Raw genomic sequence first — 25,383 nt, 5'->3', positions numbered from 1 at the left:
CCCCGGCGCACCGCCGGGGGCCTCGTCGCGTCGGGCCAGGCGCGACCCCGCCATGTCGCCGACGTGGCGGGGTTGCACGCTTGGGATACCGCCATCTCCCCGTGGTCGGCTGGGATCGTCGCGGGGGGCGGGCATGATGGAGGGCATGACGATCGCACCCGGGCAGGTGCCCGTCGCCCCGCACGGGGCACGCCATCCGCTCGACCCCGACCCGGTGCGCTCCAGCAAGGCCCGGGCGGTCTTCGCGCTCGGCCTGATGGGCGCGCTGACCGGGATCTTCGTCGGCGGGGTGGTGCCGGCCACGCTCGCTCTCGTGCTGGCCCGGCAGGCCCGCCGCGAGGCGTACGCCTCGGGGGGCTTCCTCACCGGCGCGGCCTGGCTGCGGCGCGGGGAGCGGCTGGCCTGGGCCGGGCTGGTCCTGGTCGCGGCGGCCGTGGTGGCGGCCCTGGTGATCGGCCTGGTGGGAGTGGCGGGCGCGCCGTTCGGGCACGACTACGCCCCGAACGTGGACTGATCGCCCCGGCGGGGGAGGCGTCGACGCGCGCCCACGGGGTTGGCCGGGCGACGGTAGCCTGGCCGGTGTCCGCCGCACGGCGGTGGACGACGATCGGTGACAGGAGGCCCTCGTGACGGAACCGGCGCGGCCCTCGGGCGAGTCGGCGGAGGGATCCGCCGCGCTCCCGGATCCGGCGGGGTCGCCGGCGGCGTCGGAGGAGAGCCCCTGGGCCCGGCCCGCCACCGGCACCGGCCCCCCGACACCGGACGCCCCCAGCGAGCACGCCCCGTCGTCGGCCTCCCCGCCGAACGGGAGCACCGTGCCCTCCGCCGGCGCGTTCCCGCAGCCCGATCCGTTCCCCGGGCCCGGTCCCGGCCCGGCGGCTGGCTCCCCGCCGCAGTTCGGTCCCGCCCCGGCGGCCGGCGACGCCGCGCAGCCGAGTTCCGGGCCACAACCGGTCCCCGCAGCGCCGCCGGGTCCCTCGGCGTCGCCGGCTTCCGCCGAGTGGCCGGCTTCCCCTGGGCCGTCGGCATTCCCTGCGCCGCCGGTTTCCGCCGCGTCGTCGGGCTTCGCCCCACAGTCGTCTCCCACGGCACAGTCGGTTTCGCCCGCGCAGTTGGGACCCGCGGGGCAACCGAATCCTGCCGGGCAACCAGGTCCCGCCGGGCAACCTGGCCCCGTCCCGCAGCCGGTGGCCGGGGGGCAACCAGGTCCCGGCCCGCAGCCGGTGGCCGGGCCGCAGTCGGGCCCCGTCCCGCAGCCGGTGGCCGGGGGGCGACCAGGTCCCGGCCCGCAGCCGGTGGCCGGGCCGCAGTCGGGCCCCGTCCCGCAGCCGGTGGCCGGGGGGCAGTCGGGCCCCGTTCCCTGGTCGGGGCAGCACCCCGTCACGGCCCAGCCGGGCGGCTATCCAGGCCATGTGCCGGGCGGCTACCCGGGCCATGTGCCGGCTGGCTACCCGGGCCAGGTGCCGGGCGGCCAACCGGGCCATGTGCCGGCTGGCTACCCGGGCCAGGTGCCGGGCGGCCAACCGGGCCATGTGCCGGCTGGCTACCCAGGCCGGGTGCCGGGCGGCCAACCGGGGCAGGTGTCGGGCGGTGCCTGGGGCGGGTCGGGTGCCGCCTGGGGGGCGGTGCCCCCGCCGCCGAGGGAGGCGGCCCGGCCGCCCAAGCGGGTCGACCCGGTGCCGGGCACCCCGTTCGGCGTGGTGCATCTCGACGTCCCCCCGGTGACATCCGGGCTCGCGATCGGCTCCCTGGTCGCGGGCATCGCCTCCGCCCTGGTGTCGCTCCTGGTGATCTGCCTCGGGGCGACCGCGGGCACCCAGGGGGCGTGGGCCGCCGGTGTGTTCACGGTCCTTGGGCTGTTGGCGGGCACGGCTGCCGTGGTGGCCGGTCTGCTCGGCAGGCGGCAGATCCGCCGCCCGGCACCCCCGCCGGCGGTGCACTTCACCGGCCAGGGCCTGGCGGTGGCCGGGATCAGCTGCGGCGTGGCCGGCGTGGTGCTCAGCCTGCTGGGTCTGGGCCTGGGGCTGCTGCTCGCCCTGGGATAGAGTCCCCCGCCCGCTCTCTGCCTGGCCTCTGCCCCGGTCTCGGCCTCTGCCCGGCCCGTTCTCGCGTGTGGCCGGGTGTGGCCCGGGTTGATCGACACCATGTCGGCGACATGGCGGGGTCGTGGGTGCCGGGATACCGCCATGTCGCCGACATGGCGGCTCCGGTGAGGGCCGACGGGCCGGGTGCGGCGGTAGCCGTTACACTTGTTTCCGTAGGTGCCCATCGCGGGTGGGCAGGCGCGACGGTTCGGCCGGCAGGGCGGTGACGCTGATCTCCGGTACCTCTCCGTTTTGACCTGTGCGGCTGTGATAGGTACTCTTTCCCCTTGTGCCCGGGCTCGCCCGGGCAACTCGTGCGTGCGTCGGACCCGGTTCCCGGTGATCACGCGGCAGCACGACAGAGCCAAAAGACCCGGCGCGCGGTGACCGTGTGCCGGTGACAGAAATCCGGTGCGCGCGCGAGCGACGGCACCGGGACCGTGAGCCGGGCGACACGCCCGACCGCGGGTGCCGGGACCTCCGCAAGGTGGCCCTGGCCGGAATGTAGGAGAGCCTTTCCACGAGGGATGGCTACGAGCAGACGGCGCGGTCGCCGGAAGGCGGCCGAAGGGAGCGGAGAAACCCGGTGCCCACGATCCAGCAGCTGGTCCGAAAGGGCCGCCAGGCGAAGACGAGCAAGACCAAGACCCCGGCGCTGAAGGGTTCCCCTCAGCGGCGCGGCGTGTGCACCCGCGTGTACACCACCACCCCGAAGAAGCCGAACTCGGCGCTGCGCAAGGTCGCTCGTGTCAAGCTCAGCAGCCAGATCGAGGTGACCGCCTACATCCCGGGCGTGGGTCACAACCTCCAGGAGCACTCCATCGTGCTCGTCCGCGGCGGCCGGGTGAAGGACCTTCCCGGCGTGCGTTACAAGATCGTCCGCGGTTCGCTGGACACCCAGGGTGTCCGCAACCGCAAGCAGGCGCGCAGCCGTTACGGCGCGAAGAAGGAGAAGAGCTGAGATGCCGCGTAAGGGACCCGCTCCGCGGAAGCCGCTGGTCGCTGACCCGGTGTACAACTCGCCGTTGGTCACCCAGCTGGTGAACAAGATCCTGCTGCGCGGCAAGCGCCAGCTCGCCGAGCGCATCGTGTACGCGGCCCTGGAGGGCTGCCGCGAGAAGTCCGGCACCGACCCGGTCGTCACCCTGAAGCGGGCGATGGACAACGTCAAGCCGACCCTCGAGGTGCGCAGCCGCCGTGTCGGTGGCGCCACCTACCAGGTCCCGGTCGAGGTCCGCCCGGCCCGGGCGACCACCCTGGGCCTGCGCTGGCTGGTCACCTACTCTCGCGCCCGGCGCGAGAAGACCATGGTCGAGCGGCTGATGAACGAGCTGCTGGACGCGAGCAACGGCCTCGGCGCCGCCGTCAAGCGGCGCGAGGACACGCACAAGATGGCCGAGTCGAACAAGGCCTTCGCGCACTACCGCTGGTAACACATCTGGTTCCGGCGCCCACGTGGCGTCGGAACCACCACCAGTTGTGTCGAGACGACGATAAGTAGGGATTGAAGTGGCCGCCGCAGACGCGCTCGCCAACGTACGCAACATCGGCATCATGGCGCACATCGATGCCGGTAAGACCACTACCACCGAGCGGATCCTCTTCTACACCGGTATCACGTACAAGATCGGTGAGGTCCACGAGGGCGCTGCCGTCATGGACTGGATGGAGCAGGAGCAGGAGCGTGGTATCACCATCACCTCCGCTGCCACCAAGTGTGAGTGGAAGGGCCACACGATCCAGATCATCGACACGCCCGGTCACGTCGACTTCACGGTCGAGGTCGAGCGGTCGCTGCGGGTGCTGGACGGTGCGGTCGCGGTCTACGACGGCGTGGCCGGCGTGGAGCCGCAGACGGAGAACGTCTGGCGTCAGGCCGACAAGTACAACGTCCCGCGGATGTGCTTCGTCAACAAGCTCGACCGCACCGGCGCGGACTTCTTCCGCTGCGTCCAGATGATGATCGACCGGCTGAACGCCACCCCGCTCGTGCTCCAGATCCCGATCGGGCTGGAGGGCGACCACATCGGCGTCGTCGACCTGATCGGCATGCGCGCCCTCACCTGGCGCGGGGAGACCCAGAAGGGTGAGGACTACGCGATCGAGGAGATCCCGGCCGACCTCGCCGACTCCGCCGCGGAGTGGCGCGAGAAGCTGATGGAGACCCTGGCCGACGTCGACGACGCGGTGATGGAGAAGTACCTGGAGGGCGAGGAGATCTCCGTCGAGGAGATCAAGGCCGCCATCCGGCGTGCCACGATCGCCGGCAAGGCCAACCCGGTGCTCTGCGGCTCGGCGTTCAAGAACAAGGGCGTCCAGCCCATGCTCGACGCCGTGGTCGACTTCCTGCCGTCGCCGCTGGACATCCCGGCCATCGAGGGCACCGCGACCGACGGCGAGACGCCGCTGCAGCGGAAGCCGTCGAAGAAGGAGCCGTTCTCCGGTCTCGCCTTCAAGATCCAGACCGACAAGCACCTCGGCAAGCTCACCTACGTCCGGGTCTACTCCGGCGTGGTCGAGTCCGGGTCCCAGGTGGTCAACTCCACCAAGGACCGCAAGGAGCGCATCGGCAAGATCTACCAGATGCACGCCAACAAGCGGGAAGAGCGCGGCTCGGCCCAGGCTGGCGACATCATCGCGGTGCAGGGTCTCAAGCAGACCACCACCGGCGACACGCTGTGCGACCCGGCGAACCCGGTCATCCTGGAGTCGATGACGTTCCCGGAGCCGGTCATCGAGGTCGCCATCGAGCCGAAGACCAAGGCCGACCAGGAGAAGCTCAGCACCGCCATCCAGCGGCTGGCCGAGGAGGATCCGACCTTCCGCGTCAAGCTGGACGACGAGACCGGCCAGACGGTCATCTCCGGCATGGGCGAGCTCCACCTGGACATCCTGGTCGACCGGATGCGCCGCGAGTTCAACGTCGAGGCGAACATCGGCAAGCCGCAGGTGGCGTACCGCGAGACCATCCGCCGCAAGGTGGAGAAGGTCGAGTTCACCCACAAGAAGCAGACCGGTGGTTCCGGCCAGTACGCCCGGGTCATCATCAGCCTGGAGCCGCTGCCGCTGGACAACGACTCGCCGACCTACGAGTTCGCGAACGCCGTCACCGGTGGCCGTATCCCCCGGGAGTTCATCCCGTCGGTGGACGCGGGCGCCCAGGACGCCATGCAGTACGGCATCCTCGCCGGCTTCCCGCTGGTGGGTGTCAAGCTGACGCTGGTGGACGGCCAGTACCACGAGGTCGACTCGTCCGAGATGGCGTTCAAGATCGCTGGCTCGATGGCGCTGAAGGAGGCGGCCCGCAAGGCCGACCCGGCGCTGTTGGAGCCGGTGATGTCCGTCGAGGTCACCACTCCTGAGGAGAACATGGGTGACGTCATCGGCGACCTCAACTCCCGCCGTGGCATCATCCAGGCGATGGAGGAGCGCAGCGGCACCCGCATCGTGAGGGCGCTGGTGCCGCTGTCGGAGATGTTCGGCTACGTCGGCGACCTGCGGTCGAAGACCCAGGGCCGGGCCAGCTACAGCATGCAGTTCGACTCCTACGCCGAGATTCCGGCCTCGGTGGCCAAGGAGATCATCGCCAAGGCGACTGGTGAGTGACGCTCGCCTGAGCTGATCCGATGAACCGGGGCTGGTCGCGGGAGGGACTCCCGCCCGCGGCCACCTCGGTCGGGTTGTGTGAGACCGGGCCTGTAGGCTTCATCGCCGCAGAGCCCACAAAAGCTTCCCGGCCGCACGGCCGGAAAGGCTGTCGACAGAGTCCTAAGCGCCTACCTGGCGTGCCGGGGCGAGAAGAACCAAGAAGTCCACAGGAGGACACCAGTGGCGAAGGCGAAGTTCGAGCGGACTAAGCCGCACGTCAACATCGGCACCATTGGTCACATCGACCACGGTAAGACGACGCTGACGGCGGCCATCACCAAGGTCCTGCACGACCAGTTCCCGGACCTGAACCCGTACACCCCGTTCGACGAGATCGACAAGGCGCCGGAGGAGAAGGCCCGCGGCATCACGATCTCCATCGCGCACGTCGAGTACCAGACCGAGGCGCGGCACTACGCGCACGTCGACTGCCCCGGGCACGCCGACTACATCAAGAACATGATCACCGGTGCCGCGCAGATGGACGGCGCGATCCTGGTGGTGGCGGCGACCGACGGCCCGATGCCGCAGACCCGCGAGCACGTGCTGCTGGCCCGTCAGGTCGGTGTGCCGTACATCGTCGTGGCGCTCAACAAGAGCGACATGGTCGACGACGCCGAGCTCCTGGAGCTCGTCGAGCTCGAGGTCCGCGAGCTGCTCTCCTCGCAGGAGTACCCGGGCGACGACCTGCCGGTCGTGCAGGTCTCCGCGCTGAAGGCGCTCGAGGGCGACCCGGTCTGGACCGAGAAGCTGCTCGAGCTGATGAACGCGGTCGACACCGCGATCCCGCAGCCGGAGCGCGAGACCGAGAAGCCGTTCCTCATGCCCGTCGAGGACGTCTTCACGATCACCGGTCGTGGCACCGTCGTCACCGGTCGTGTCGAGCGTGGCGTGCTGCTCCCGAACGAGGACGTCGAGGTCGTCGGCATCCGCGAGAAGGGCTTCAAGACCAAGGTCACCGCGATCGAGATGTTCCGGAAGACCCTGGACGACGCGCGCGCGGGTGAGAACGTCGGTCTCCTGCTGCGTGGCACCAAGCGCGAGGACGTCGAGCGCGGCATGGTCGTCATCAAGCCGGGCACCACGACTCCGCACACGGAGTTCGAGGCGACGGTCTACATCCTCTCCAAGGAGGAGGGCGGCCGGCACACCCCGTTCTTCCAGAACTACCGCCCGCAGTTCTACTTCCGCACCACGGACGTCACCGGCGTCGTCACGCTGCCCGAGGGCACCGAGATGGTCATGCCGGGCGACAACACCACGATGAGCGTCAAGCTCATCCAGCCCATCGCGATGGAGGAGAACCTCAAGTTCGCGATCCGGGAGGGTGGCCGTACGGTCGGCGCGGGTCGGGTCACCAAGATCGTCAAGTGAACTGGGTGAAGTGGGTAACCCCGATTAGCGTCGCCGCCGGTCGTGCGGCATACTAGTCAGGTTGCGTAACGGCAGTTCTTCGCCCGTGTCCGGCATCCGCTGGACCTCCGGGTCGTTGAACAGTCGCGCGTAGGGTGGTTGGCCTGCCACTGGGCGGCCAACCACCCTCGCACGGCGTCCGGGTCGCGGTGAACGCGATCGGCGTCATTGACCCACCGCATGGCCAGCAGAGCTCCGGGGTCCCGGGGCGGAGCCTGGTCCGAGGGCGCGACACGCCCGACCGCGGGGGTCGGCGGAAGTGGGCCTGCACCAGCCGGTGCAGGCGCCCGCAACACAGCGGCATCGAGAGAAGGAACAGAAGCCACCATGGCGGGACAGAAGATCCGCATCCGGCTCAAGGCCTATGACCACGAGGTCGTCGACTCCTCGGCTCGGAAGATCGTCGAGACGGTGACGCGTACCGGGGCGCAGGTCGCTGGCCCGGTGCCGCTGCCCACGGAGATCAACCGTTTCTGCGTTATCCGCTCGCCGCACAAGTACAAGGACTCGCGCGAGCACTTCGAGATGCGTACGCACAAGCGGCTGATCGACATCATCGACCCGACCCCGAAGACGGTCGACTCGCTCATGCGCCTCGACCTGCCGGCTGGCGTCGACATCGAGATCAAGCTGTAGGGACCGGACAAATGGACAGGCAAGTCAAGGGGATCCTGGGCGCCAAGCTCGGCATGACCCAGGTCTGGGACAACAACAAGGTTGTGCCCGTGACCGTGGTTCAGGCCGGCCCGTGCGTCGTCAGCCAGGTTCGTAGCGCCGAGAAGGACGGTTACTCCGCGGTCCAGCTCGCGTACGGCACCATCGACCCGCGCAAGGTCAAGAAGCCGGTCAGCGGGCACTACGCGAAGGCGGACGTGGCGCCGCGCCGGCACATCGTCGAGCTGCGCACCACGGACGCCGCGGACTACTCGCTGGGCCAGGAGGTCACGGTCGAGCAGTTCCCGGTGGGCGTCACCATCGACGTCACCGGCAAGACCAAGGGCAAGGGCTACGCCGGCCCGATGAAGCGGCACGGCTTCCACGGTCTGCGCGCCAGCCACGGTGTCGAGCGCAAGCACCGCTCGCCGGGCTCGATCGGCGCCTGCGCCACCCCGGGTCGCGTCTTCAAGGGCACCCGGATGGCGGGTCGGATGGGTGGCGTCCGCTACACCGTCCAGAACCTGACCGTCCAGGCGGTCGACACCGAGAACAACCTCCTGCTCGTCCGCGGCGCCATCCCCGGCCCGAAGGGCGCGCTGGTCCTGGTCCGCACCGCGGCCAAGGTCAAGGCGAAGAAGGGCGGTGCGGCCAAGTGACCACCGTTGACGTGCTCAACGTCGAAGGCGCGAAGAGCGGCACCGTCGAGCTGCCCGCCGACGTCTTCGACGTCCAGGCCAACATCGCGCTGATGCACCAGGTCGTGGTGGCCCAGCTCGCGGCCGCCCGGCAGGGCACGCACAAGACCAAGACCCGCGGCGAGGTCGCCGGTGGCGGCAAGAAGCCGTACAAGCAGAAGGGCACCGGTCGGGCCCGCCAGGGCTCGATCCGCGCGCCGCAGTTCGCCGGCGGTGGCGTGGTCCACGGCCCGGTGCCGCGCGACTACAGCCAGCGGACCCCGAAGAAGATGAAGGCCGCCGCCCTGCGTGGCGCCCTCTCCGACCGGGCCCGCGCCGGCCAGGTGCACGTCGTCGAGGCGTTCGTCTCGGGCGAGAAGCCGTCGACCAAGGCCGCCCTGGCCACGCTGGCCAAGCTGACCGAGGCGCGGCGCGTCCTGGTCGTGCTGAGCAGCACCGACGAGCTGAACTGGGTGTCGCTGCGCAACGAGCCGCGGGTGCACCTGATCGAGGCCGGCCAGCTCAACACGTACGACGTGCTGGTGGCCGACGACGTGGTCTTCACCAAGGACGCCCTGGACGAGTTCCTGGGTGTGCCGGCCGAGACCACCGAGGAGGGTGACAAGTGAGCACGATCGCCGATCCGCGTGACGTCATCATCGCGCCGGTCGTCTCGGAGAAGAGCTACAGCGAGCTGAACCGGAACTGGTACACCTTCCTGGTGCACCCGGACGCCAACAAGACCGAGATCAAGATCGCTATCCAGCAGATCTTCAACGTCCGCGTCCTGACGGTCAACACGCTCAACCGCGAGGGCAAGCGCAAGCGCACCAAGACCGGCTTCGGTCAGCGCAAGGCCACCAAGCGGGCGATCGTGAAGCTGGCTGACGGTGACCGTATCGAGGCCTTCGGCGGCCCGGTCAGCTGAGGGGTGTAGACAATGGCTATCCGTAAGTACAAGCCGACGACGCCGGGCCGGCGTGGCTCGAGCGTCGCCGACTTCGCCGAGATCACCCGGTCGACGCCCGAGAAGTCGCTGCTGGTCCCGCTGCCGAAGAAGGGCGGGCGTAACGCCCACGGCCGGATCACCACGCGGCACCACGGTGGCGGCCACAAGCGCCAGTACCGTCTGATCGACTTCAAGCGGGTCGACAAGGACGGCGTGCCGGCGAAGGTCGCGCACATCGAGTACGACCCGAACCGCACCGCGCGCATCGCGCTGCTGCACTACGCCGACGGCGAGAAGCGGTACATCATCGCGCCGAAGGACCTGAAGCAGGGCGACGTGGTCGAGTCCGGTCCGGGCGCCGACATCAAGCCCGGCAACAACCTGCCGCTGCGCAACATCCCGGTCGGTACGACGATCCACAACGTGGAGCTTCGTCCGGGCGGCGGCGCCAAGCTGGCCCGCTCGGCCGGCGTCGGCATCCAGCTGCTCGGCCGGGAGGGTGCGTACGCGACCCTGCGTATGCCGTCCGGCGAGATCCGGCGGGTCGACGTGCGCTGCCGCGCCAGCGTCGGTGAGATCGGCAACGCCGACCAGTCGAACATCAACTGGGGCAAGGCCGGCCGGATGCGGTGGAAGGGCAAGCGCCCGACCGTCCGTGGTGTCGCCATGAACCCGGTCGACCACCCGCACGGTGGTGGTGAGGGCAAGACCTCCGGTGGTCGCCACCCGGTCAACCCGCAGGGTAAGCCCGAGGGCCGCACCCGTCGTAAGGGCCAGCCGAGCGACCGGCTGATCGTCCGCCGCCGCTACGCCACGCGTAAGCGCGGCTGAGGGAGATAAGACATGCCTCGCAGCCTGAAGAAGGGCCCGTTCGTCGACGACCACCTGCTCAAGAAGGTGGAGACGCAGAACGACAAGGGCTCGAAGAACGTCATCAAGACCTGGTCGCGGCGCTCGACGATCATCCCCGAGATGCTCGGCCACACGATCGCCGTGCACGACGGACGCAAGCACGTCCCGGTGTTCGTCACCGAGGCGATGGTCGGGCACAAGCTCGGCGAGTTCGCGCTGACCCGCACCTTCAAGGGTCACGAGAAGGACGACCGGAAGAGCCGCCGGCGCTGAGCCGCGGGCATACGGATAGAGGAACAAGGGGTTACAGCGATGCCAGGAAAGGGCGACGCTCCGGTGCTTCCGGGCGCGCGGGCGGTTGCGCGGCACGTGCGCATCTCGCCGATGAAGGCGCGCCGGGTGGTCAACCTCGTCCGCGGCCTGCCCGCGAAGGAGGCGCTCACGGTGCTGCAGTTCGCGCCGCAGGCTGCGAGCGAGCAGGTGTACAAGGTGCTCGCTAGCGCGATCGCCAACGCGGAGAACAACGAGCGGCTGGACCCCGACGCGCTGCTCGTCAGCGAGGCGTTCGTCGACGAGGGCCCGACGATGAAGCGGTTCCGGCCGCGGGCGCAGGGCCGGGCGTACCGGATCCGCAAGCGCACCTGCCACATCACCGTGGCGGTCGAGGCGGTGGCGCCGGCCGCGCCGAAGAAGGCGGCGGCGAAGAAGGCGGCCCCGGCGAAGCAGGCCGAGCCGGCGGAAGCGCAGAGCACGACGGAGGGTGCCGAGTAATGGGTCAGAAGGTTCACCCCACCGGGTTCCGGCTCGGCATCTCGACCGACTGGAAGTCCCGCTGGTTCGCGGACAAGCTCTACAAGGACTACATCGGCGAGGACGTCAAGATCCGCCGGATGATGTCCAAGGGTCTCGAGCGGGCCGGCATCTCCAAGGTCGACATCGAGCGCACCCGGGACCGGGTCCGCGTCGACATCCACACCGCCCGGCCGGGCATCGTCATCGGCCGTAAGGGCGCGGAGGCCGACCGGATCCGCGGCGAGCTGGAGAAGCTCACCGGCAAGCAGGTGCAGCTGAACATCATCGAGGTGAAGAACCCCGAGTCGGACGCGCAGCTGGTCGCCCAGGGCGTCGCCGAGCAGCTCTCCAGCCGGGTCAGCTTCCGTCGGGCCATGCGCAAGGCGATGCAGTCGGCGATGAAGAACCCGGTCTGCAAGGGCATCCGGGTGCAGGTCTCGGGCCGCCTCGGTGGCGCCGAGATGAGCCGGACCGAGTTCTACCGCGAGGGCCGGGTCCCGCTGCACACGCTGCGGGCCAACATCGAGTACGGCTTCTTCGAGGCCCGTACCACCTTCGGCCGGATCGGCGTGAAGGTCTGGATCTACAAGGGCGACGCGGTGCCGGGCCGGGAGGCTCCGGCCGAGGCTCCGTCGCGCCCGCGCCGTGAGCGCGGCGACCGCCCCGAGCGGCCGCGCCGTGGTCGGTCCGGTTCGTCCGGCACGACCGCCGGCGGCACCGAGGCCGGCCGGGCTGCCGCGACCACCATCGCGCAGCAGGCCGAGACGCCGAGTGGCGAGCCGGTGGACACGTCCGCCGTCGCCGCCGCGGCAGAAACGCAGCAGGAGGGCTGACAGATGCTGATGCCGCGCAAGCCCCCGAAGGGCTTCCGCAAGCCGCACCACCCGGACCGCCACGGCGCGTCCAAGGGTGGCAACCGCGTGGTGTTCGGCGAGTTCGGGATCCAGGCTCTCGAGCCGGCGTACGTGACGAACCGGCAGATCGAGTCGGCGCGTATCGCGATGACCCGTCACATCAAGCGTGGCGGCAAGGTCTGGATCTCGATCTTCCCGGACCAGGCCCTGACCAAGAAGCCGGCCGAGACCCGGATGGGTTCCGGCAAGGGCTCGCCCGAGTGGTGGGTCGCCAACGTCAAGCCGGGGCGGATCCTGTTCGAGATGTCCTTCCCCAACGAGCAGATCGCGCGAGAGGCGATGCGTCGCGCGATCCACAAGCTCCCGATGAAGTGCCGCATTGTTACGCGCGAAGTGGGTGAATCCTGATGGCAGCGGGCGTTAAGGCCTCCGAGCTGCGTGAGCTCTCCGAGGAGGAGCTGGTCACGAAGCTGCGCGAGGCCAAGGCGGAGCTGTTCAACCTCCGCGTGCAGGCCGCAACCGGTCAGCTGGACAACAACCGGCGGTTGCAGGTCATCCGTCGGGAGATCGCCCGGATCTACACGATCATGCGTGAGCGCGAGCTGGGTCTCTCGGCCGCGCCGACTGAGGTGACTGCGTCATGAGTGAGAACACCGCCACCACCGCCGCCGCGCGGGCCCGCCGCAAGGTGCGTGAGGGCCTCGTGGTCAGCGACAAGATGGAAAAGACCGTCGTCGTCGAGGTCGAGGACCGGGTCAAGCACGCGCTGTACGGCAAGATCATGCGCCGTACCAGCAAGCTGAAGGTGCACGACGAGCAGAACGCCGCCGGCATCGGCGACCGGGTCCTGATCATGGAGACCCGGCCGCTGTCCGCCACCAAGCGGTGGCGGCTCGTGGAGATCCTGGAAAAGGCCAAGTAGCGAAGGCTCGAGCTCGCCCGGCGTCAGCCGGGCGCAGGTTCCGCCAGGCTCCGGCCGCGGCAGGCGGCCGGAGAACCGGCAGACATAGGAGATAGACGTGATTCAGCAGGAGTCGCGACTGCGCGTCGCCGACAACACGGGTGCCCGGGAGATCCTGTGCATCCGGGTTCTCGGTGGCTCCGGTCGGCGCTACGCGAGCATCGGCGACGTCATCGTGGCCACGGTCAAGGACGCGATCCCGGGTGCCGGTGTGAAGAAGGGCGACGTCGTCAAGGCCGTCGTCGTCCGCACCGCCAAGGAGAAGCGGCGGCCGGACGGCTCGTACATCCGCTTCGACGAGAACGCCGCCGTCATCATCAAGGACGGTGGGGACCCGCGCGGTACCCGTATCTTCGGCCCCGTGGGTCGGGAGCTGCGGGACAAGCGGTTCATGAAGATCATTTCCCTCGCGCCGGAGGTGTTGTGACCGTGAAGGTCAAGAAGGGCGACACGGTCGTCGTCATCGCCGGCAAGGACAAGGGCGCCAAGGGCAAGGTCATCGCGGCCTACCCGCGGCAGGACAAGGTCCTGGTCGAGGGCGTGAACCGGGTCAAGAAGCACACCCGCATCAGCACCACCCAGCGTGGCGCCAAGACCGGCGGCATCGTCACCCAGGAGGCTCCGATCCACGTCTCCAACGTGATGGTCGTGGACTCCGACGGGAACCCGACCCGCGTCGGGTACCGGATCGACGACAACGGCCAGAAGGTCCGCATCGCGCGTAGCACCGGTAAGGACCTGTGATGACCACGGCTACCGAAACCAAGACCATGCCGCGCCTCAAGGAGCGGTACCGCAACGAGATCGTGGCCAAGCTGCAGGAGCAGCACAACTACGGCAACCCCATGCAGGTGCCGCGGCTGGTCAAGATCGTCGTGAACATGGGTGTCGGCGAGGCCGCCCGGGACGCCAAGCTGATCGACGGCGCCGTCCGGGACCTGGCCACCATCACCGGCCAGAAGCCGCAGGTGCGGCGGGCGACCAAGTCCATCGCGCAGTTCAAGCTCCGCGAGGGCATGCCGATCGGCGCGAAGGTCACCCTCCGCGGCGACCGGATGTGGGAGTTCCTGGACCGCCTGCTCTCCATCGCGCTGCCGCGTATCCGCGACTTCCGCGGGCTGGACGGGCGCAAGCTCGACGGGCACGGCAACTACACGTTCGGCCTGACCGAGCAGTCGGTGTTCCACGAGATCGACCAGGACAAGATCGATCGCCAGCGGGGCATGGACATCACGGTGGTCACGACCGCCACGACCGACGACGAGGGCCGGGCGCTGCTCAAGCTCCTGGGCTTCCCGTTCAAGGAGAACTGAGATGGCCAAGAAGGCGCTGATCCTCAAGGCGGCCGCGAAGCCGAAGTTCTCGGTTCGCGCGTACACCCGCTGCCAGCGGTGCGGGCGTCCCAAGGCGGTCTACCGCAAGTTCGGTCTCTGCCGGGTCTGCATCCGGGAGATGGCCCACCGCGGTGAGCTGCCGGGCGTGTCCAAGGCTTCCTGGTAAGGGCGACCGCGCCCCGGCTGCCGGCCGGGGCCCCCTTGCACCGATCATGTATTGCTCTTCGCCGTAGGCCCGGGGCTGACCGCCCCGGGAACCCCGGCGAGAAAGGCTGACGAAATCCATGACGATGACCGACCCGATCGCAGACATGCTCACGCGTCTGCGTAACGCCAACCAGGCGTACCACGACCGGGTGACGATGCCCTACTCCAAGATCAAGGCGAACATCGCCGAGGTCCTGAAGTCCGAGGGCTACATCGCCACCTGGTCGGTCGAGGAGCCCGAGGAGGGCGCCGTCGGCAAGCGACTGGTCGTCGAGCTGAAGTACGGCCAGAACCGCGAGCGGAGCCTGGCCGGCATCAAGCGCGTGTCCAAGCCCGGTCTCCGGGTGTACGCCAAGTCGGACGGGCTCCCGCGGGTGCTCGGCGGGCTGGGCGTGGCGATCATTTCGACGTCCCAGGGGCTGCTCACCGACCGGCAGGCCCGCAAGCGGAGCGTTGGCGGGGAAGTCCTCGCCTTCGTCTGGTAACGGGAGACAGGTAGAAATGTCGCGTATTGGACGTAAGTCGATCCCGGTGCCTGCCGGCGTCGACATCACGATCGACGGCCAGGCCGTCAAGGTCAAGGGCCCGAAGGGCGAGCTCACGCACGTGCTCGCCGAGCCGATCACCGCCGAGCGGGCCGAGGACGGTCAGCTTCAGGTCAACCGGCCGAACGACGAGCGCAAGGCCAAGGAACTGCACGGCCTGAGCCGCACCCTGATCGCCAACATGATCGTCGGCGTGACCGAGGGCCACCGCAAGAGCCTGGAGATCGCCGGCACCGGTTACCGGGTCACGGCCAAGGGCAAGGACCTGGAGTTCGCGCTCGGGTTCTCGCACCCGGTGCTGGTCCCCGCGCCGGACGGCATCACCTTCACGGTGGAGAAGCCGACCGTGTTCCACGTGGCCGGCATCGACAAGCAGCTCGTCGGCGAGGTCGCCGCCAACATCCGGAAGATCCGCCCGCCGGAGCCCTACAAGGGCAAGGGCGTGAAGTACCAGGGCGAGGTCATTCGTCGTAAGGCCGGAAAGGCAGGTAAGAAGTGAGCGCCACGCTGCTCAAGCGTCGCCGCGGCGTCGCCGCCAAGCGCGCCGTCGGCCGTGCGCGTCGACACTTCCGGGTCCGCAAGAACGTCAGCGGCACCGCCGAGCGTCCCCGGCTGGTCGTCACCCGGTCGCTGCGTCACATCGTCGCGCAGGTCGTCGACGACACCAAGGGTCACACCCTGGCGTCGGCCTCGACCCTCGACGCGTCGCTGCGCGGCACCGAGGGCGACAAGAGCGCCCTGGCCGGCAAGGTCGGTGCTCTGCTCGCCGAGCGGGCCAAGGCCGCCGGCGTCTCGAAGGTCGTCTTCGACCGCGGTGGCAACCGGTACGCGGGGCGGGTCGCCGCGCTTGCCGACGCCGCCCGCGAAGCCGGGCTCGAGTTCTAGAAACCCCGTCACGAGAGATAAGGAAGGCTGCTGATGCCAGGTCAACAGCGCCGTGGCGGCGGGTCCGGTGGCAACGAGGGTGGTCGCCGCGACAACCGCCGTGAGGGCGGCCGCGGAAACGCGCCCGTCGAGAAGACCCCGCACCTCGAGCGGGTCGTCGCGATCAACCGCGTCGCCAAGGTCGTGAAGGGTGGTCGTCGCTTCAGCTTCACCGCCCTGGTGATCGTGGGCGACGGCGACGGCACCGTCGGCGTGGGCTACGGAAAGGCCAAGGAGGTGCCCGCGGCGATCGCCAAGGGCGTCGAGGAGGCCAAGAAGCACTTCTTCAAGGTGCCGCGGATCGCTTCCTCGATCCCGCACCCGGTGACGGGTGAGGCCGCCGCCGGCGTGGTGCTGCTCAAGCCGGCCTCCGCCGGTACGGGTGTCATCGCCGGTGGCCCGGTGCGTGCCGTGCTGGAGTGCGCGGGCATCCACGACGTGCTCTCCAAGAGCCTCGGCTCGTCCAACCCGATCAACATCGTCCACGCCACGGTGGCGGCGCTGAAGGGGCTGGAGTCCCCGGAGGCCGTCGCTGCCCGTCGTGGCCTGCCGGTCGAGGACGTCGCGCCGGCCGCGATGCTCGCGTCGCGGGCGGGGGTGGCGTCCTGATGGCTCGCCTGAAGGTCACCCAGCTCCGGTCCGAGATCGGTGCCAAGCGCAACCAGCGTGAGTCGCTGCGTTCGCTCGGCCTGAAGCGGATCAACGACGTGGTGGTCAAGGAGGACCGTCCCGAGATCCGGGGCATGATCTTCGCGGTCAACCACCTCGTGAAGGTCGAGGAGGTCGAGTAATGACGATCAAGGTCCACCACCTGCGCCCGGCGCCCGGTGCCAAGACCGCGAAGACCCGCGTGGGTCGCGGTGAGGGCTCCAAGGGCAAGACCGCCGGTCGCGGCACCAAGGGCTCCAAGGCCCGCAAGAACATCTCGGCGGCGTTCGAGGGTGGGCAGATGCCCATCCACATGCGCCTGCCGAAGATGAAGGGCTTCAAGAACAAGTTCAAGGTGGTCTTCCAGGTGGTCAACCTGGACAGGCTCGCCGAGCTGTTCCCGAACGGCGGCCAGGTCGGCCCGCAGGAGCTGGTCGAGGCCGGCGCGGTCCGCAAGGGCCACCCGGTCAAGGTGCTCGGCACCGGCGACCTGAACGGCGTGTCCCTCCAGGTGTCGGCGCAGGCGTTCAGCGCGTCGGCCAAGGAGAAGATCACCGCCGCCGGTGGCTCGGTCACCGAGCTGTAAGGCTGTGTTCGTGGCGCCCGCTCAGTTCTTCGTGACTGGGCGGGCGCCTCGGTCTACCCCGGGCGTCACCACCGGGTAATATCGGATTCGATTTATGTAGCCGGGCACACCTGCCCGGACCGGGACGGGGCTGTTAGGCTCCCATCCCAGCCATGGATATCGGGCGCTCGCCCGGCACCCACCCCGATCCGCCAGGGACCACCACCGGCGGCCCGCCTCGCGCAGGAGGAAGAAGTTGCTGTCCGCCTTTCTCAGTGCGTTCCGTACGCCTGACCTGCGCAAGAAGCTGCTGTTCACGGTAGGCATCATCGCGGTCTACCGGCTCGGCGCCACCCTGCCCAGCCCCGGTGTCTCGTACGGCAACGTCCAGAAGTGCCTCGACACCATCGGCAGCGCGAACACCGGGGTGCTGAACCTGCTGGACCTCTTCTCCGGCGGGGCGCTGCTGCAGCTCTCGGTCTTCGCGCTGGGCATCATGCCCTACATCACAGCGTCGATCATCCTGCAGCTGCTCACCGTGGTCATCCCGCGGCTCGAGCAGCTCCGCAAGGAGGGCCAGGCCGGCCAGGCGAAGATCACCCAGTACACCCGCTACCTCACGCTCGGCCTGGGCATCCTCCAGTCGTCGACGTTCGTGGCGCTGGCCCGCTCGGGGCAGCTCTTCAACAACCAGTGCGACCAGTTCCCGATCGTGCCCAGGGACACCGGCATCCCCGACTGGCTGACGCTCACGATCCTGGTCATGACGATGACCGCCGGCACCGGCGTGGTGATGTGGCTCGGCGAGCTGATCACCGACCGGGGCGTCGGCAACGGCATGTCGGTGCTGATCTTCACCTCGATCGCGGCCCGCCTCCCCAGCGAGGGCTGGCGGATCAAGACCCAGCAGGGCTGGTGGAAGTTCTTCCTGGTGCTCGCGCTGGTCCTGGTGGTCATCACCGCGGTCACGTTCATCGAGCAGGCGCAGCGCCGGATCCCGGTGCAGTACGCCAAGCGGATGATCGGCCGGCGGATGTACGGCGGCACCTCGACCTACATCCCGCTGAAGGTCAACCAGGCGGGTGTCATCCCGGTCATCTTCGGCTCGTCGCTGCTCTACCTGCCGCAGCTGGCGCTCCAGTTCTTCGACCAGACGAACCCGGGCAAGACCCAGGCCTGGATCCAGAACAACGTGGTCGACCCGTCGAGCCCGCTGCACATCGCGATCTACTTCCTGCTGATCATCTTCTTCACGTACTTCTACGTGTCGATCACGTTCAACCCGACCGAGGTCGCGGACAACATGAAGAAGTACGGCGGCTTCGTGCCGGGCATCCGCCCCGGCAAGCCGACCGCCGACTACCTCGACTTCATCCTCAGCCGGATCACCCTGCCGGGCGCGCTCTACCTGGGCATCGTCTCGATCCTGCCGAACTTCTTCTTCATCTGGCTGAACAGCGAGCAGTTCCAGAACTTCCCGTTCGGCGGCACCGCTGTGCTCATCATGGTCGGCGTCGGTCTGGAGACCGTGAAGCAGATCGAGAGCCAACTCATGCAGCGGAACTACGAAGGGTTCCTGCGGTAGATGCGACTCGTTCTGGTTGGCCCGCCGGGGGCGGGCAAGGGCACACAGGCGGAGTTCATCGCCGCTCACCTCTCGGTGCCGAAGATCTCGACCGGTGACATCTTCCGGGCGAACGTCTCGCAGGGCACGCCGTTGGGTGTCGAGGCGAAGCGCTACATGGACGCGGGCAAGCTGGTCCCGGACGAGGTGACCATCAACATGGTCCGGGACCGGCTCGCCGAGCCGGACGCCTCGGAGGGCTTCCTGCTCGACGGCTTCCCGCGCACCACGCCGCAGGCCGCCGCGCTGGACAAGCTCCTCGCCGACCTGGGCACCGCGCTGGACCTGGTGCTGGAGCTGGTCGTCGACGACGACGAGGTGATCCGGCGGCTGTCGGGCCGGCGCACCTGCCGGGGCTGCGGCAAGATCTGGCACGTCGAGTTCGACGCGACGACCCGGGACGGCATCTGCGACCGCTGCGGCGCCGAGCTGTTCCAGCGCGACGACGACAAGCCCGAGACGATCGCGGCCCGGCTGCGCGAGTACGCCGACAAGACCGCGCCGCTGGTCGACTACTACGGCGCCCAGGGCAAGCTGGTGGGCATCGACGCCACCGGCCCGGTGGAGGACGTCACCGTCCGCGCCATCGACGCCCTGCGCTCGTACGGCGGCTGACGAACAGTCGTACCGCGGCTGACGAACGGTCGTTCGGCGACTGGCGTATGCCGGGGTCCCGGCGGATAGAGTGCGAACAGCGGGGTACGTGCGACGTGCCCCGCTGCTCCGCGCGACGAAAGGTAACGGCCCCATGCGTCGTCCCCAGCTGGACATCCAGCTGAAGACCCCCGACCAGATCGAGAAGATGCGCGCCGCCGGCCTCGTGGTGGCCGAGGCGCTGCGTCGGATGCGGGAGGCGGTGGCCCCCGGGGTCAGCACCGCCGACCTGGACGCGATCGCCGAGTCGACCATCCGGGAGGCGGGGGCCGTCCCGTCGTTCAAGGGCTACCACGGCTTCCCGGCCTCGATCTGCTCGTCGGTCAACGAGCAGGTGGTGCACGCGATCCCGTCGCCCGCCCAGGTGCTCCGGGAGGGCGACCTGATCTCGATCGACTGCGGCGCGGTGCTCGACGGCTGGCATGGCGACGCGGCGGTCACGGTGGGCGTGGGGGAGGTCGACCCGGCGCTGCTGAAGATGGCCGCGGTCGCCGAGGACGCGATGTGGGCCGGGATCGCCGCGGCGGCGCGCGGGGCGGCCAACGGCCGGGGCCGGCTCACCGACATCTCGCACGCGGTGGAGAACGCGGTCCGCCGGGGCGGCCGGTACGGCATCGTCGACGGGTACGGCGGGCACGGCATCGGCACCGAGATGCACCAGGACCCGCACGTGCTCAACCACGGCCGGCCCGGCAAGGGCCCCCGGCTGGTGCCGGGCATGGCGCTGGCCATCGAGCCCATGATCACGATGGGCTCGCCCCGCACGGTCGAGCTGGCCGACGGCTGGACCGTCGTCACCCGGGACGGGTCGATGGCGGTGCACGTCGAGCACTCGATGGCGCTGCTCCCGGACGGGGTCTGGGTGCTGACCGCGTTCGACGGCGGCCGGGCGCGCCTGGGCGACCTCGTGACCGCCCGCCAGCCTGCCGACTCGCCGGCGATCTGACCGTCGGGTAGGCCCGGCGGTCAGCCAGCGGAGGTGACCCCGGTCACTCCGGGCCCCGGCGGGGCGGGAAATACTCCGGCCGGGTGACCTGGTGGGTGGCCGGTTTGGCGGCGGCGTGCAGGCGGGCGTACACTTTCTGATCGGCGCACAGCGTCCACTCCGGCATGCCCACCCTGCGCTTCGGTGGGGCCGGAGCCGCGGCTGGCGCGGGCACCCGATCACCGTCGGGGGCCCGTGTAAGACGTTGTGGGCCGTCCGGAGCAACCGACGTCAGGACAGCGGAGGACATGCCGAAAAAAGACGGAGCCATCGAGATCGAGGGTCGGGTCATCGAGCCCCTGCCGAACGCCATGTTCCGGGTGGAGCTCGCGAACGGTCACAAGGTGCTGGCTCACATCAGTGGCAAGATGCGGCAGCACTACATCCGCATCCTGCCGGAGGACCGCGTCGTCGTCGAACTCTCGCCGTACGACCTGACCCGCGGGCGCATCGTCTACCGCTACAAGTAAGCGACCTGACGACGGCCGGGTAGTCCCCGTGTCCGTCCTCGACGTCCGGCGTCGCGCGTCGTCGCGCCTCCGGGCCAGATGGGAAGTAAGGCAACCGTGAAGGTCAAGCCGAGCGTCAAGAGGATCTGCAACAAGTGCCGGGTTATCCGCCGGCACGGCCGGGTCATGGTCATCTGCAGCGACCCGCGCCACAAGCAGCGCCAGGGCTGATCCAGCCCGACCGACCGTGATCCACGGCCGGTCGGCCCGGTCCCGGCGTCGCAGATCCAGCCAACACATCATCAGCTCGTCCCAGCCGCGAGCGGTGCGCATCGCGTACCCCTGCGTGGTTGACCCCCGGTCGGAGGCCGGGGCCCGCTCGGGCAGCGGTCGTTCCTCCCGGCGCCACGGCGTCGGTCGGGCGACCGGAGCGGGGTGGGGCGGGTGCAGACCTCCGCCAGGAAACCACAAGGAGTACGCCCGCACATGGCTCGTCTAGTCGGCGTGGACCTCCCCCGCGAGAAGCGGATGGAGATCGCGCTCACCTACATCTTCGGGGTCGGCCGCACCCGTGCCCTGGAGACGCTCGCCGCGACCGGTATCTCTCCGGACAAGCGCGCTCGGGACCTCACGGACGAGGAGCTGGTCCAGCTCCGCGACCACATCGAGGCCAACTACAAGGTTGAAGGCGACCTGCGCCGCGAGGTCGCCGCTGACATCCGCCGCAAGGTCGAGATCGGCTGCTACGCCGGTATCCGCCACCGCCGTGGTCTCCCGGTGCGTGGCCAGCGGACGCGGACCAACGCCCGCACCCGCAAGGGCCCGAAGCGGACCGTCGCCGGCAAGAAGAAGCCCGGCAAGAAGTAATTAGGAGCGCACAGACTTATGCCACCGAAGGCTCGTGCCGGAGCCGCCGTCAAGAAGGTCCGGCGCAAGGAACGCAAGAACGTCGCCCACGGGCAGGCGCACATCAAGAGCACCTTCAACAACACCATCGTGTCCATCACGGACCCGACCGGTGCGGTCATCTCCTGGGCCTCCGCCGGCCAGGTGGGCTTCAAGGGCTCCCGCAAGTCGACCCCGTTCGCCGCGCAGCTGGCCGCCGAGGCCGCCGCGCGCCGGGCGATGGAGCACGGCATGCGCAAGGTCGACGTGTTCGTCAAGGGCCCCGGCTCCGGCCGGGAGACCGCCATCCGTTCGCTGCAGGCCGTCGGGCTGGAGGTCGGTCAGATCTCCGACGTGACCCCGCAGCCGCACAACGGGTGCCGTCCGCCGAAGCGTCGCCGGGTCTGAGAGGTTAGAGAGAGATGGCTCGTTACACCGGTGCTGACTGCCGCCGTTGCCGGCGGGAGAAGATGAAGCTGTTCCTCAAGGGCAGCAAGTGCGATGGCCCGAAGTGCCCGTTCGAGTCCCGGCCGTTCCCGCCCGGGCAGCACGGCCGCGGCCGCACGAAGGAGACGGAGTACCTGCTCCAGCTCCGTGAGAAGCAGAAGGCCCGCCGCGTGTACGGCGTGCTGGAGAAGCAGTTCCGCGGTTACTACGAGGAGGCCGTGGCCAAGCAGGCCAAGACCGGTGAGGTCCTCCTGCAGATCCTCGAGTCGCGGCTGGACAACGTGGTCTACCGGGCCGGCTACGCCAAGTCCCGGGACATGGCCCGCCAGCTGGTCAAGCACGGTCACTTCACGGTGAACGGCAAGAAGGTCGACATCCCGTCGTACCGCGTCAAGGAGCACGACATCATCGAGGTCCGGGGCAAGAGCAAGGAGCTCACCCCGTTCATCGTGGCGCAGGCCGAGGCCGGCTCCAAGACGGTTCCGGCGTGGCTGGAGGCCATTCCGAGCCAGATGAAGGTGCTCGTGCACTCGCTCCCGGCCCGCCAGGTGATCGACACCCAGGTCCAGGAGCAGCTGATCGTCGAGCTCTACTCCAAGTAGTCGGGCTCGTTGCGGTGGTCCGCCCTGCGGGGCGGGCCACCGGAACGGTTTGTGTCGCGGACGTCAAATAGCGGGCGTCCCGGAAGAGAAGAGAAGACATGCTCATCAGCCAGCGACCGTCTCTGTCCGAAGAGTCGATCAACGAGACCCGCTCCCGGTTCACCATCGAGCCGCTGGAGCCGGGCTTCGGCTACACCCTGGGCAACTCGCTGCGGCGCACGCTGCTGTCGTCGATCCCGGGTGCGGCGGTCACCTCCATCAAGATCGACGGCGTGCTGCACGAGTTCACCACGATCCCCGGCGTCAAGGAGGACGTGGTCGAGCTCGTCATGAACATCAAGGAGCTGTGCGTCAGCTCCGAGCACGACGAGCCGGTCAGCATGTACCTGCGCAAGCAGGGCCCGGGCGACGTGACGGCGGGCGACATCCAGCCCCCGGCCGGCGTCTCGGTGCACAACCCGGACCTGAAGCTCGCCACCCTCAACGGCAAGGGCCGGCTCGACATGGAGCTGACCGTCGAGCGGGGTCGCGGCTACGTGACGGCGGCGCAGAACAAGCAGGCCGGCGCCGAGATCGGCCGGATCCCGGTCGACTCGATCTACTCGCCGGTGCTGAAGGTGACGTACCGCGTCGAGGCGACCCGGGTCGAGCAGCGGACCGACTTCGACCGGCTGATCATCGACGTCGAGACCAAGCCGTCGATGGGCCCGCGCACCGCGCTGGCCTCCGCCGGTTCGACGCTGGTGGAGCTCTTCGGGCTGGCCCGGGAGCTGGACGAGACCGCCGAGGGCATCGACATCGGGCCGTCCCCGCAGGACGCCCAGCTGGCGGCGGACCTGGCCCTGCCGATCGAGGAGCTGGACCTGACCGTCCGCTCCTACAACTGCCTCAAGCGCGAGGGCATCAACTCCGTCGGTGAGCTGATCGGGCGCACCGAGGCCGACCTCCTCGACATCCGCAACTTCGGCCAGAAGTCGATCGACGAGGTCAAGATGAAGCTGGCCGGGATGGGTCTGGGGCTGAAGGACTCGGCCCCGAACTTCGACCCGGCGCACGTCGTGGACGCCTTCGGTGAGGCCGACTACGACACCGACGACTACCGCGAGACCGAGCAGCTCTAGTCCCCGCTGCCGCCACACCTGAGGAGCACCAAGCATGCCCACGCCCACCAAGGGCCCCCGCCTCGGCGGCAGCCCCGCGCACGAGCGGCTGATGCTGGCCAACCTGGCCACCGCGCTGTTCCAGCACGGCAAGATCCAGACCACCGAGACGAAGGCCCGGCGGCTGCGTCCGCTGGCCGAGCAGCTCATCACCAAGGCCAAGCGGGGCGACCTCGCCTCGCGGCGGCGGGTGCTGGGCGTCGTCAAGGACAAGGACGTGGTCTACACCCTGTTCGACCAGATCGCGCCCCGCTACGCGAACCGTCCGGGCGGCTACACCCGGATCGTGAAGACCGGCCCGCGCAAGGGTGACGCCGCGCCGATGGCGATCATCGAGCTGGTCGAGGAGCTTCAGGTCGCCGAGCCGAAGGCGAACAAGAAGACCGCGACCCGCAAGGCCGCGCAGCAGGACAAGGTCGAGGCGCTCGCCCCGGCCGAGGAGACCCCGGCGTCGGCCCAGGCCGACCAGGACTCCGAGGCACCGGTGTCGGCGTCCGGTGACACCGCCGCCGCCCGCGAGGACAGCGACGAGGCCGCCGAGGGCACCGAGAACAAGGCCTGAGCAACGGCAGCACCGTCGGGCCCGGCATCCCTCCTGGGGTGCCGGGCCCGACCCGTGAGGGAGGTACGAGGTGGACGAGCGGGTCCGGCTGCGGCTGGCGGTCTCGTACGACGGGACCGGTTTCTCCGGTTGGGCGGCCCAGCCGACCCGGCGGACGGTGGCCGGCGTGCTCGCCGAGACCCTGGACCTCGTCCTCGGCTCAGGCGTGGCGACGGGGCTGACCGTGGCCGGGCGGACCGACGCCGGGGTGCACGCCACCGGGCAGGTCTGCCACCTCGACCTGCCGGCCGCCGTGTGGCGCGAGCACGAGGGGCGGCTGCTGCGCCGGCTGGCCCGGCTGCTCCCCACCGACGTGCGGGTGCGGGCGATGACGCCGGTGCCGGCGGACTTCGACGCCCGGTTCTCGGCGACCTTCCGCCGCTACGAGTACCGGGTGACCGACGCGCCGTTCGGCGCCGAGCCGCTGCGCCGGCACGAGGTGCTGGCCTGGCCGAGGCCGCTCGACCTCGACCTGCTCAACGCCGCCGCGGCGGGGCTGGTGGGGGAGCACGACTTCGCCGCGTACTGCCGGCGCAAGGAGCACGCCACCACGCTGCGCGAGGTGACCCGGCTGGACTGGCGGCGTGACCCCGACGGCCTGCTGGTCGCCACCGTCCAGGCCGACGCGTTCTGCCAGGCGATGGTGCGCAGCCTGGTCGGGGCGATGCTGGTGGCGGGGGACGGGCGGCGTCCGGTGCAGTGGCCGGGCAGCCTGTTGACCCGGCGGGAGCGGTCCAGCGAGGTGACGGTGGCCCCGGCGCACGGGCTCACGCTGGTCGCCGTCGGCTATCCCGACGACCCCGCCGAGTACGCCCGCCGCGCCGAGGCGACCCGCCGGCTCCGCGTCCCCGTCGAGGGCTGACCGCCAA

At 69.6% G+C, this 25,383-nt stretch carries 38 protein-coding genes; all 38 read left to right on the top strand.

Annotation, left to right across the window (positions count from 1 at the left end; all coding sequences use genetic code 11):
- Positions 1 to 145: 145 nt before the first annotated feature.
- The 38 genes from ACFYWL_RS01320 (at position 146) to truA (ending at position 25,376) form a co-directional block, all read left to right on the top strand.
- Complete coding sequence (locus tag ACFYWL_RS01320) at positions 146 to 514, top strand: hypothetical protein (RefSeq protein ID WP_386965719.1); 369 nt, start codon at positions 146 to 148, stop codon at positions 512 to 514.
- Positions 515 to 1,676: 1,162 nt separating this feature from the next.
- Positions 1,677 to 2,045 carry a hypothetical protein gene (locus ACFYWL_RS01315; RefSeq protein ID WP_386966698.1) on the top strand — a complete coding sequence of 123 codons (369 nt, stop codon included), beginning with the start codon at positions 1,677 to 1,679 and terminating at the stop codon, positions 2,043 to 2,045.
- Positions 2,046 to 2,670: 625 nt separating this feature from the next.
- A complete protein-coding gene (gene rpsL, locus ACFYWL_RS01310; RefSeq protein WP_014440718.1) occupies positions 2,671 to 3,045 on the top strand; it encodes a 30S ribosomal protein S12 in 375 nt (124 codons plus the stop codon).
- Between the two features lies 1 nt (position 3,046).
- Entirely contained in the window at positions 3,047 to 3,517 is a 471-nt protein-coding gene (gene rpsG / locus ACFYWL_RS01305; RefSeq protein WP_013735957.1) for a 30S ribosomal protein S7, read from the top strand.
- 76 nt (positions 3,518 to 3,593) lie between these two features.
- Positions 3,594 to 5,690, top strand: a complete 2,097-nt coding sequence (gene fusA / locus ACFYWL_RS01300; protein ID WP_386965714.1) for an elongation factor G — start codon at positions 3,594 to 3,596, stop codon at positions 5,688 to 5,690.
- A 222-nt stretch (positions 5,691 to 5,912) separates the two neighbouring features.
- Positions 5,913 to 7,106: an elongation factor Tu gene (tuf, locus tag ACFYWL_RS01295; protein WP_043965499.1), complete on the top strand. Its 1,194-nt coding sequence runs from the start codon at positions 5,913 to 5,915 to the stop codon at positions 7,104 to 7,106.
- Positions 7,107 to 7,472: 366 nt separating this feature from the next.
- Positions 7,473 to 7,781, top strand: a complete 309-nt coding sequence (rpsJ, locus tag ACFYWL_RS01290; protein ID WP_007073037.1) for a 30S ribosomal protein S10 — start codon at positions 7,473 to 7,475, stop codon at positions 7,779 to 7,781.
- 11 nt (positions 7,782 to 7,792) lie between these two features.
- Positions 7,793 to 8,458 carry a 50S ribosomal protein L3 gene (gene rplC / locus ACFYWL_RS01285; RefSeq protein ID WP_386965711.1) on the top strand — a complete coding sequence of 222 codons (666 nt, stop codon included), beginning with the start codon at positions 7,793 to 7,795 and terminating at the stop codon, positions 8,456 to 8,458.
- Entirely contained in the window at positions 8,455 to 9,105 is a 651-nt protein-coding gene (rplD, locus tag ACFYWL_RS01280; RefSeq protein ID WP_386965708.1) for a 50S ribosomal protein L4, read from the top strand. The genes rplC and rplD overlap by 4 nt, the downstream gene beginning before the upstream one ends.
- Positions 9,102 to 9,404, top strand: a complete 303-nt coding sequence (gene rplW / locus ACFYWL_RS01275) for a 50S ribosomal protein L23 (RefSeq protein ID WP_007073034.1) — start codon at positions 9,102 to 9,104, stop codon at positions 9,402 to 9,404. The genes rplD and rplW overlap by 4 nt, the downstream gene beginning before the upstream one ends.
- A 12-nt stretch (positions 9,405 to 9,416) precedes the next feature.
- Complete coding sequence (rplB, locus tag ACFYWL_RS01270; protein WP_386965706.1) at positions 9,417 to 10,256, top strand: 50S ribosomal protein L2; 840 nt, start codon at positions 9,417 to 9,419, stop codon at positions 10,254 to 10,256.
- Positions 10,257 to 10,268: 12 nt separating this feature from the next.
- Positions 10,269 to 10,550 carry a 30S ribosomal protein S19 gene (gene rpsS / locus ACFYWL_RS01265; protein WP_007073032.1) on the top strand — a complete coding sequence of 94 codons (282 nt, stop codon included), beginning with the start codon at positions 10,269 to 10,271 and terminating at the stop codon, positions 10,548 to 10,550.
- 39 nt (positions 10,551 to 10,589) lie between these two features.
- Positions 10,590 to 11,048, top strand: coding sequence for a 50S ribosomal protein L22 (gene rplV / locus ACFYWL_RS01260; protein ID WP_145773679.1), 459 nt, complete (start codon positions 10,590 to 10,592; stop codon positions 11,046 to 11,048).
- Positions 11,048 to 11,902, top strand: coding sequence for a 30S ribosomal protein S3 (gene rpsC / locus ACFYWL_RS01255; RefSeq protein WP_386965702.1), 855 nt, complete (start codon positions 11,048 to 11,050; stop codon positions 11,900 to 11,902). The genes rplV and rpsC overlap by 1 nt, the downstream gene beginning before the upstream one ends.
- A gap of 3 nt (positions 11,903 to 11,905) precedes the next feature.
- Positions 11,906 to 12,331, top strand: coding sequence for a 50S ribosomal protein L16 (rplP, locus tag ACFYWL_RS01250; RefSeq protein ID WP_043965519.1), 426 nt, complete (start codon positions 11,906 to 11,908; stop codon positions 12,329 to 12,331).
- Complete coding sequence (rpmC, locus tag ACFYWL_RS01245) at positions 12,331 to 12,567, top strand: 50S ribosomal protein L29 (RefSeq protein ID WP_007073028.1); 237 nt, start codon at positions 12,331 to 12,333, stop codon at positions 12,565 to 12,567. Before rplP ends, rpmC begins: the two co-directional genes overlap by 1 nt.
- Positions 12,564 to 12,845, top strand: coding sequence for a 30S ribosomal protein S17 (rpsQ, locus tag ACFYWL_RS01240; RefSeq protein ID WP_043965522.1), 282 nt, complete (start codon positions 12,564 to 12,566; stop codon positions 12,843 to 12,845). Before rpmC ends, rpsQ begins: the two co-directional genes overlap by 4 nt.
- 97 nt (positions 12,846 to 12,942) lie before the next feature.
- Positions 12,943 to 13,311, top strand: coding sequence for a 50S ribosomal protein L14 (rplN, locus tag ACFYWL_RS01235; protein WP_007073026.1), 369 nt, complete (start codon positions 12,943 to 12,945; stop codon positions 13,309 to 13,311).
- Positions 13,308 to 13,628, top strand: coding sequence for a 50S ribosomal protein L24 (gene rplX / locus ACFYWL_RS01230; protein WP_007073025.1), 321 nt, complete (start codon positions 13,308 to 13,310; stop codon positions 13,626 to 13,628). Before rplN ends, rplX begins: the two co-directional genes overlap by 4 nt.
- The gene (gene rplE, locus ACFYWL_RS01225) at positions 13,628 to 14,197 is read left to right on the top strand and encodes a 50S ribosomal protein L5 (protein ID WP_145773674.1); all 570 of its coding nucleotides are present in this window, start codon (positions 13,628 to 13,630) and stop codon (positions 14,195 to 14,197) included. The genes rplX and rplE overlap by 1 nt, the downstream gene beginning before the upstream one ends.
- Position 14,198: 1 nt before the next feature.
- On the top strand, positions 14,199 to 14,384 hold the full coding sequence (locus tag ACFYWL_RS01220) for a type Z 30S ribosomal protein S14 (protein ID WP_007073023.1): 186 nt from the start codon (positions 14,199 to 14,201) through the stop codon (positions 14,382 to 14,384).
- Between the two features lie 118 nt (positions 14,385 to 14,502).
- Positions 14,503 to 14,910 (top strand): 30S ribosomal protein S8, encoded by a 408-nt coding sequence (gene rpsH, locus ACFYWL_RS01215; RefSeq protein ID WP_018784557.1) that lies wholly within the window; start codon positions 14,503 to 14,505, stop codon positions 14,908 to 14,910.
- 16 nt (positions 14,911 to 14,926) lie between these two features.
- Positions 14,927 to 15,469, top strand: coding sequence for a 50S ribosomal protein L6 (rplF, locus tag ACFYWL_RS01210; RefSeq protein ID WP_043965528.1), 543 nt, complete (start codon positions 14,927 to 14,929; stop codon positions 15,467 to 15,469).
- Positions 15,470 to 15,477: 8 nt separating this feature from the next.
- Positions 15,478 to 15,855, top strand: a complete 378-nt coding sequence (gene rplR, locus ACFYWL_RS01205; RefSeq protein WP_369751361.1) for a 50S ribosomal protein L18 — start codon at positions 15,478 to 15,480, stop codon at positions 15,853 to 15,855.
- 33 nt (positions 15,856 to 15,888) lie between these two features.
- Positions 15,889 to 16,503: a 30S ribosomal protein S5 gene (gene rpsE / locus ACFYWL_RS01200; RefSeq protein ID WP_007073019.1), complete on the top strand. Its 615-nt coding sequence runs from the start codon at positions 15,889 to 15,891 to the stop codon at positions 16,501 to 16,503.
- Positions 16,503 to 16,685 carry a 50S ribosomal protein L30 gene (gene rpmD, locus ACFYWL_RS01195; protein WP_043965530.1) on the top strand — a complete coding sequence of 61 codons (183 nt, stop codon included), beginning with the start codon at positions 16,503 to 16,505 and terminating at the stop codon, positions 16,683 to 16,685. The genes rpsE and rpmD overlap by 1 nt, the downstream gene beginning before the upstream one ends.
- Positions 16,685 to 17,128: a 50S ribosomal protein L15 gene (gene rplO / locus ACFYWL_RS01190; RefSeq protein WP_074472526.1), complete on the top strand. Its 444-nt coding sequence runs from the start codon at positions 16,685 to 16,687 to the stop codon at positions 17,126 to 17,128. Before rpmD ends, rplO begins: the two co-directional genes overlap by 1 nt.
- A gap of 235 nt (positions 17,129 to 17,363) precedes the next feature.
- Positions 17,364 to 18,692 (top strand): preprotein translocase subunit SecY, encoded by a 1,329-nt coding sequence (gene secY / locus ACFYWL_RS01185; protein WP_386965694.1) that lies wholly within the window; start codon positions 17,364 to 17,366, stop codon positions 18,690 to 18,692.
- On the top strand, positions 18,693 to 19,346 hold the full coding sequence (locus ACFYWL_RS01180) for an adenylate kinase (protein WP_043965534.1): 654 nt from the start codon (positions 18,693 to 18,695) through the stop codon (positions 19,344 to 19,346).
- A 133-nt stretch (positions 19,347 to 19,479) separates the two neighbouring features.
- Positions 19,480 to 20,331: a type I methionyl aminopeptidase gene (gene map, locus ACFYWL_RS01175; RefSeq protein WP_386965691.1), complete on the top strand. Its 852-nt coding sequence runs from the start codon at positions 19,480 to 19,482 to the stop codon at positions 20,329 to 20,331.
- 287 nt (positions 20,332 to 20,618) lie between these two features.
- A complete protein-coding gene (infA, locus tag ACFYWL_RS01170) occupies positions 20,619 to 20,840 on the top strand; it encodes a translation initiation factor IF-1 (RefSeq protein WP_007073013.1) in 222 nt (73 codons plus the stop codon).
- A 96-nt stretch (positions 20,841 to 20,936) separates the two neighbouring features.
- Positions 20,937 to 21,050 carry a 50S ribosomal protein L36 gene (gene rpmJ, locus ACFYWL_RS01165; RefSeq protein WP_043965539.1) on the top strand — a complete coding sequence of 38 codons (114 nt, stop codon included), beginning with the start codon at positions 20,937 to 20,939 and terminating at the stop codon, positions 21,048 to 21,050.
- Positions 21,051 to 21,305: 255 nt separating this feature from the next.
- A complete protein-coding gene (gene rpsM, locus ACFYWL_RS01160) occupies positions 21,306 to 21,686 on the top strand; it encodes a 30S ribosomal protein S13 (RefSeq protein WP_007073012.1) in 381 nt (126 codons plus the stop codon).
- 18 nt (positions 21,687 to 21,704) lie between these two features.
- Positions 21,705 to 22,112 carry a 30S ribosomal protein S11 gene (gene rpsK / locus ACFYWL_RS01155; protein WP_007073011.1) on the top strand — a complete coding sequence of 136 codons (408 nt, stop codon included), beginning with the start codon at positions 21,705 to 21,707 and terminating at the stop codon, positions 22,110 to 22,112.
- Between the two features lie 14 nt (positions 22,113 to 22,126).
- On the top strand, positions 22,127 to 22,753 hold the full coding sequence (gene rpsD, locus ACFYWL_RS01150; protein WP_043965544.1) for a 30S ribosomal protein S4: 627 nt from the start codon (positions 22,127 to 22,129) through the stop codon (positions 22,751 to 22,753).
- A gap of 98 nt (positions 22,754 to 22,851) precedes the next feature.
- Complete coding sequence (locus tag ACFYWL_RS01145; RefSeq protein WP_007073009.1) at positions 22,852 to 23,874, top strand: DNA-directed RNA polymerase subunit alpha; 1,023 nt, start codon at positions 22,852 to 22,854, stop codon at positions 23,872 to 23,874.
- Between the two features lie 34 nt (positions 23,875 to 23,908).
- The gene (rplQ, locus tag ACFYWL_RS01140; protein ID WP_386965684.1) at positions 23,909 to 24,475 is read left to right on the top strand and encodes a 50S ribosomal protein L17; all 567 of its coding nucleotides are present in this window, start codon (positions 23,909 to 23,911) and stop codon (positions 24,473 to 24,475) included.
- A gap of 70 nt (positions 24,476 to 24,545) precedes the next feature.
- Positions 24,546 to 25,376, top strand: coding sequence for a tRNA pseudouridine(38-40) synthase TruA (gene truA, locus ACFYWL_RS01135; RefSeq protein ID WP_386965681.1), 831 nt, complete (start codon positions 24,546 to 24,548; stop codon positions 25,374 to 25,376).
- Positions 25,377 to 25,383 lie beyond the last annotated feature (7 nt).

Origin of the sequence: Micromonospora sp. NPDC002575, from assembly GCF_042889525.1 — a bacterium.
Taxonomy (GTDB): domain Bacteria; phylum Actinomycetota; class Actinomycetes; order Mycobacteriales; family Micromonosporaceae; genus Micromonospora; species Micromonospora carbonacea.
This window is presented reverse-complemented; position numbering and strand designations above follow the sequence as displayed.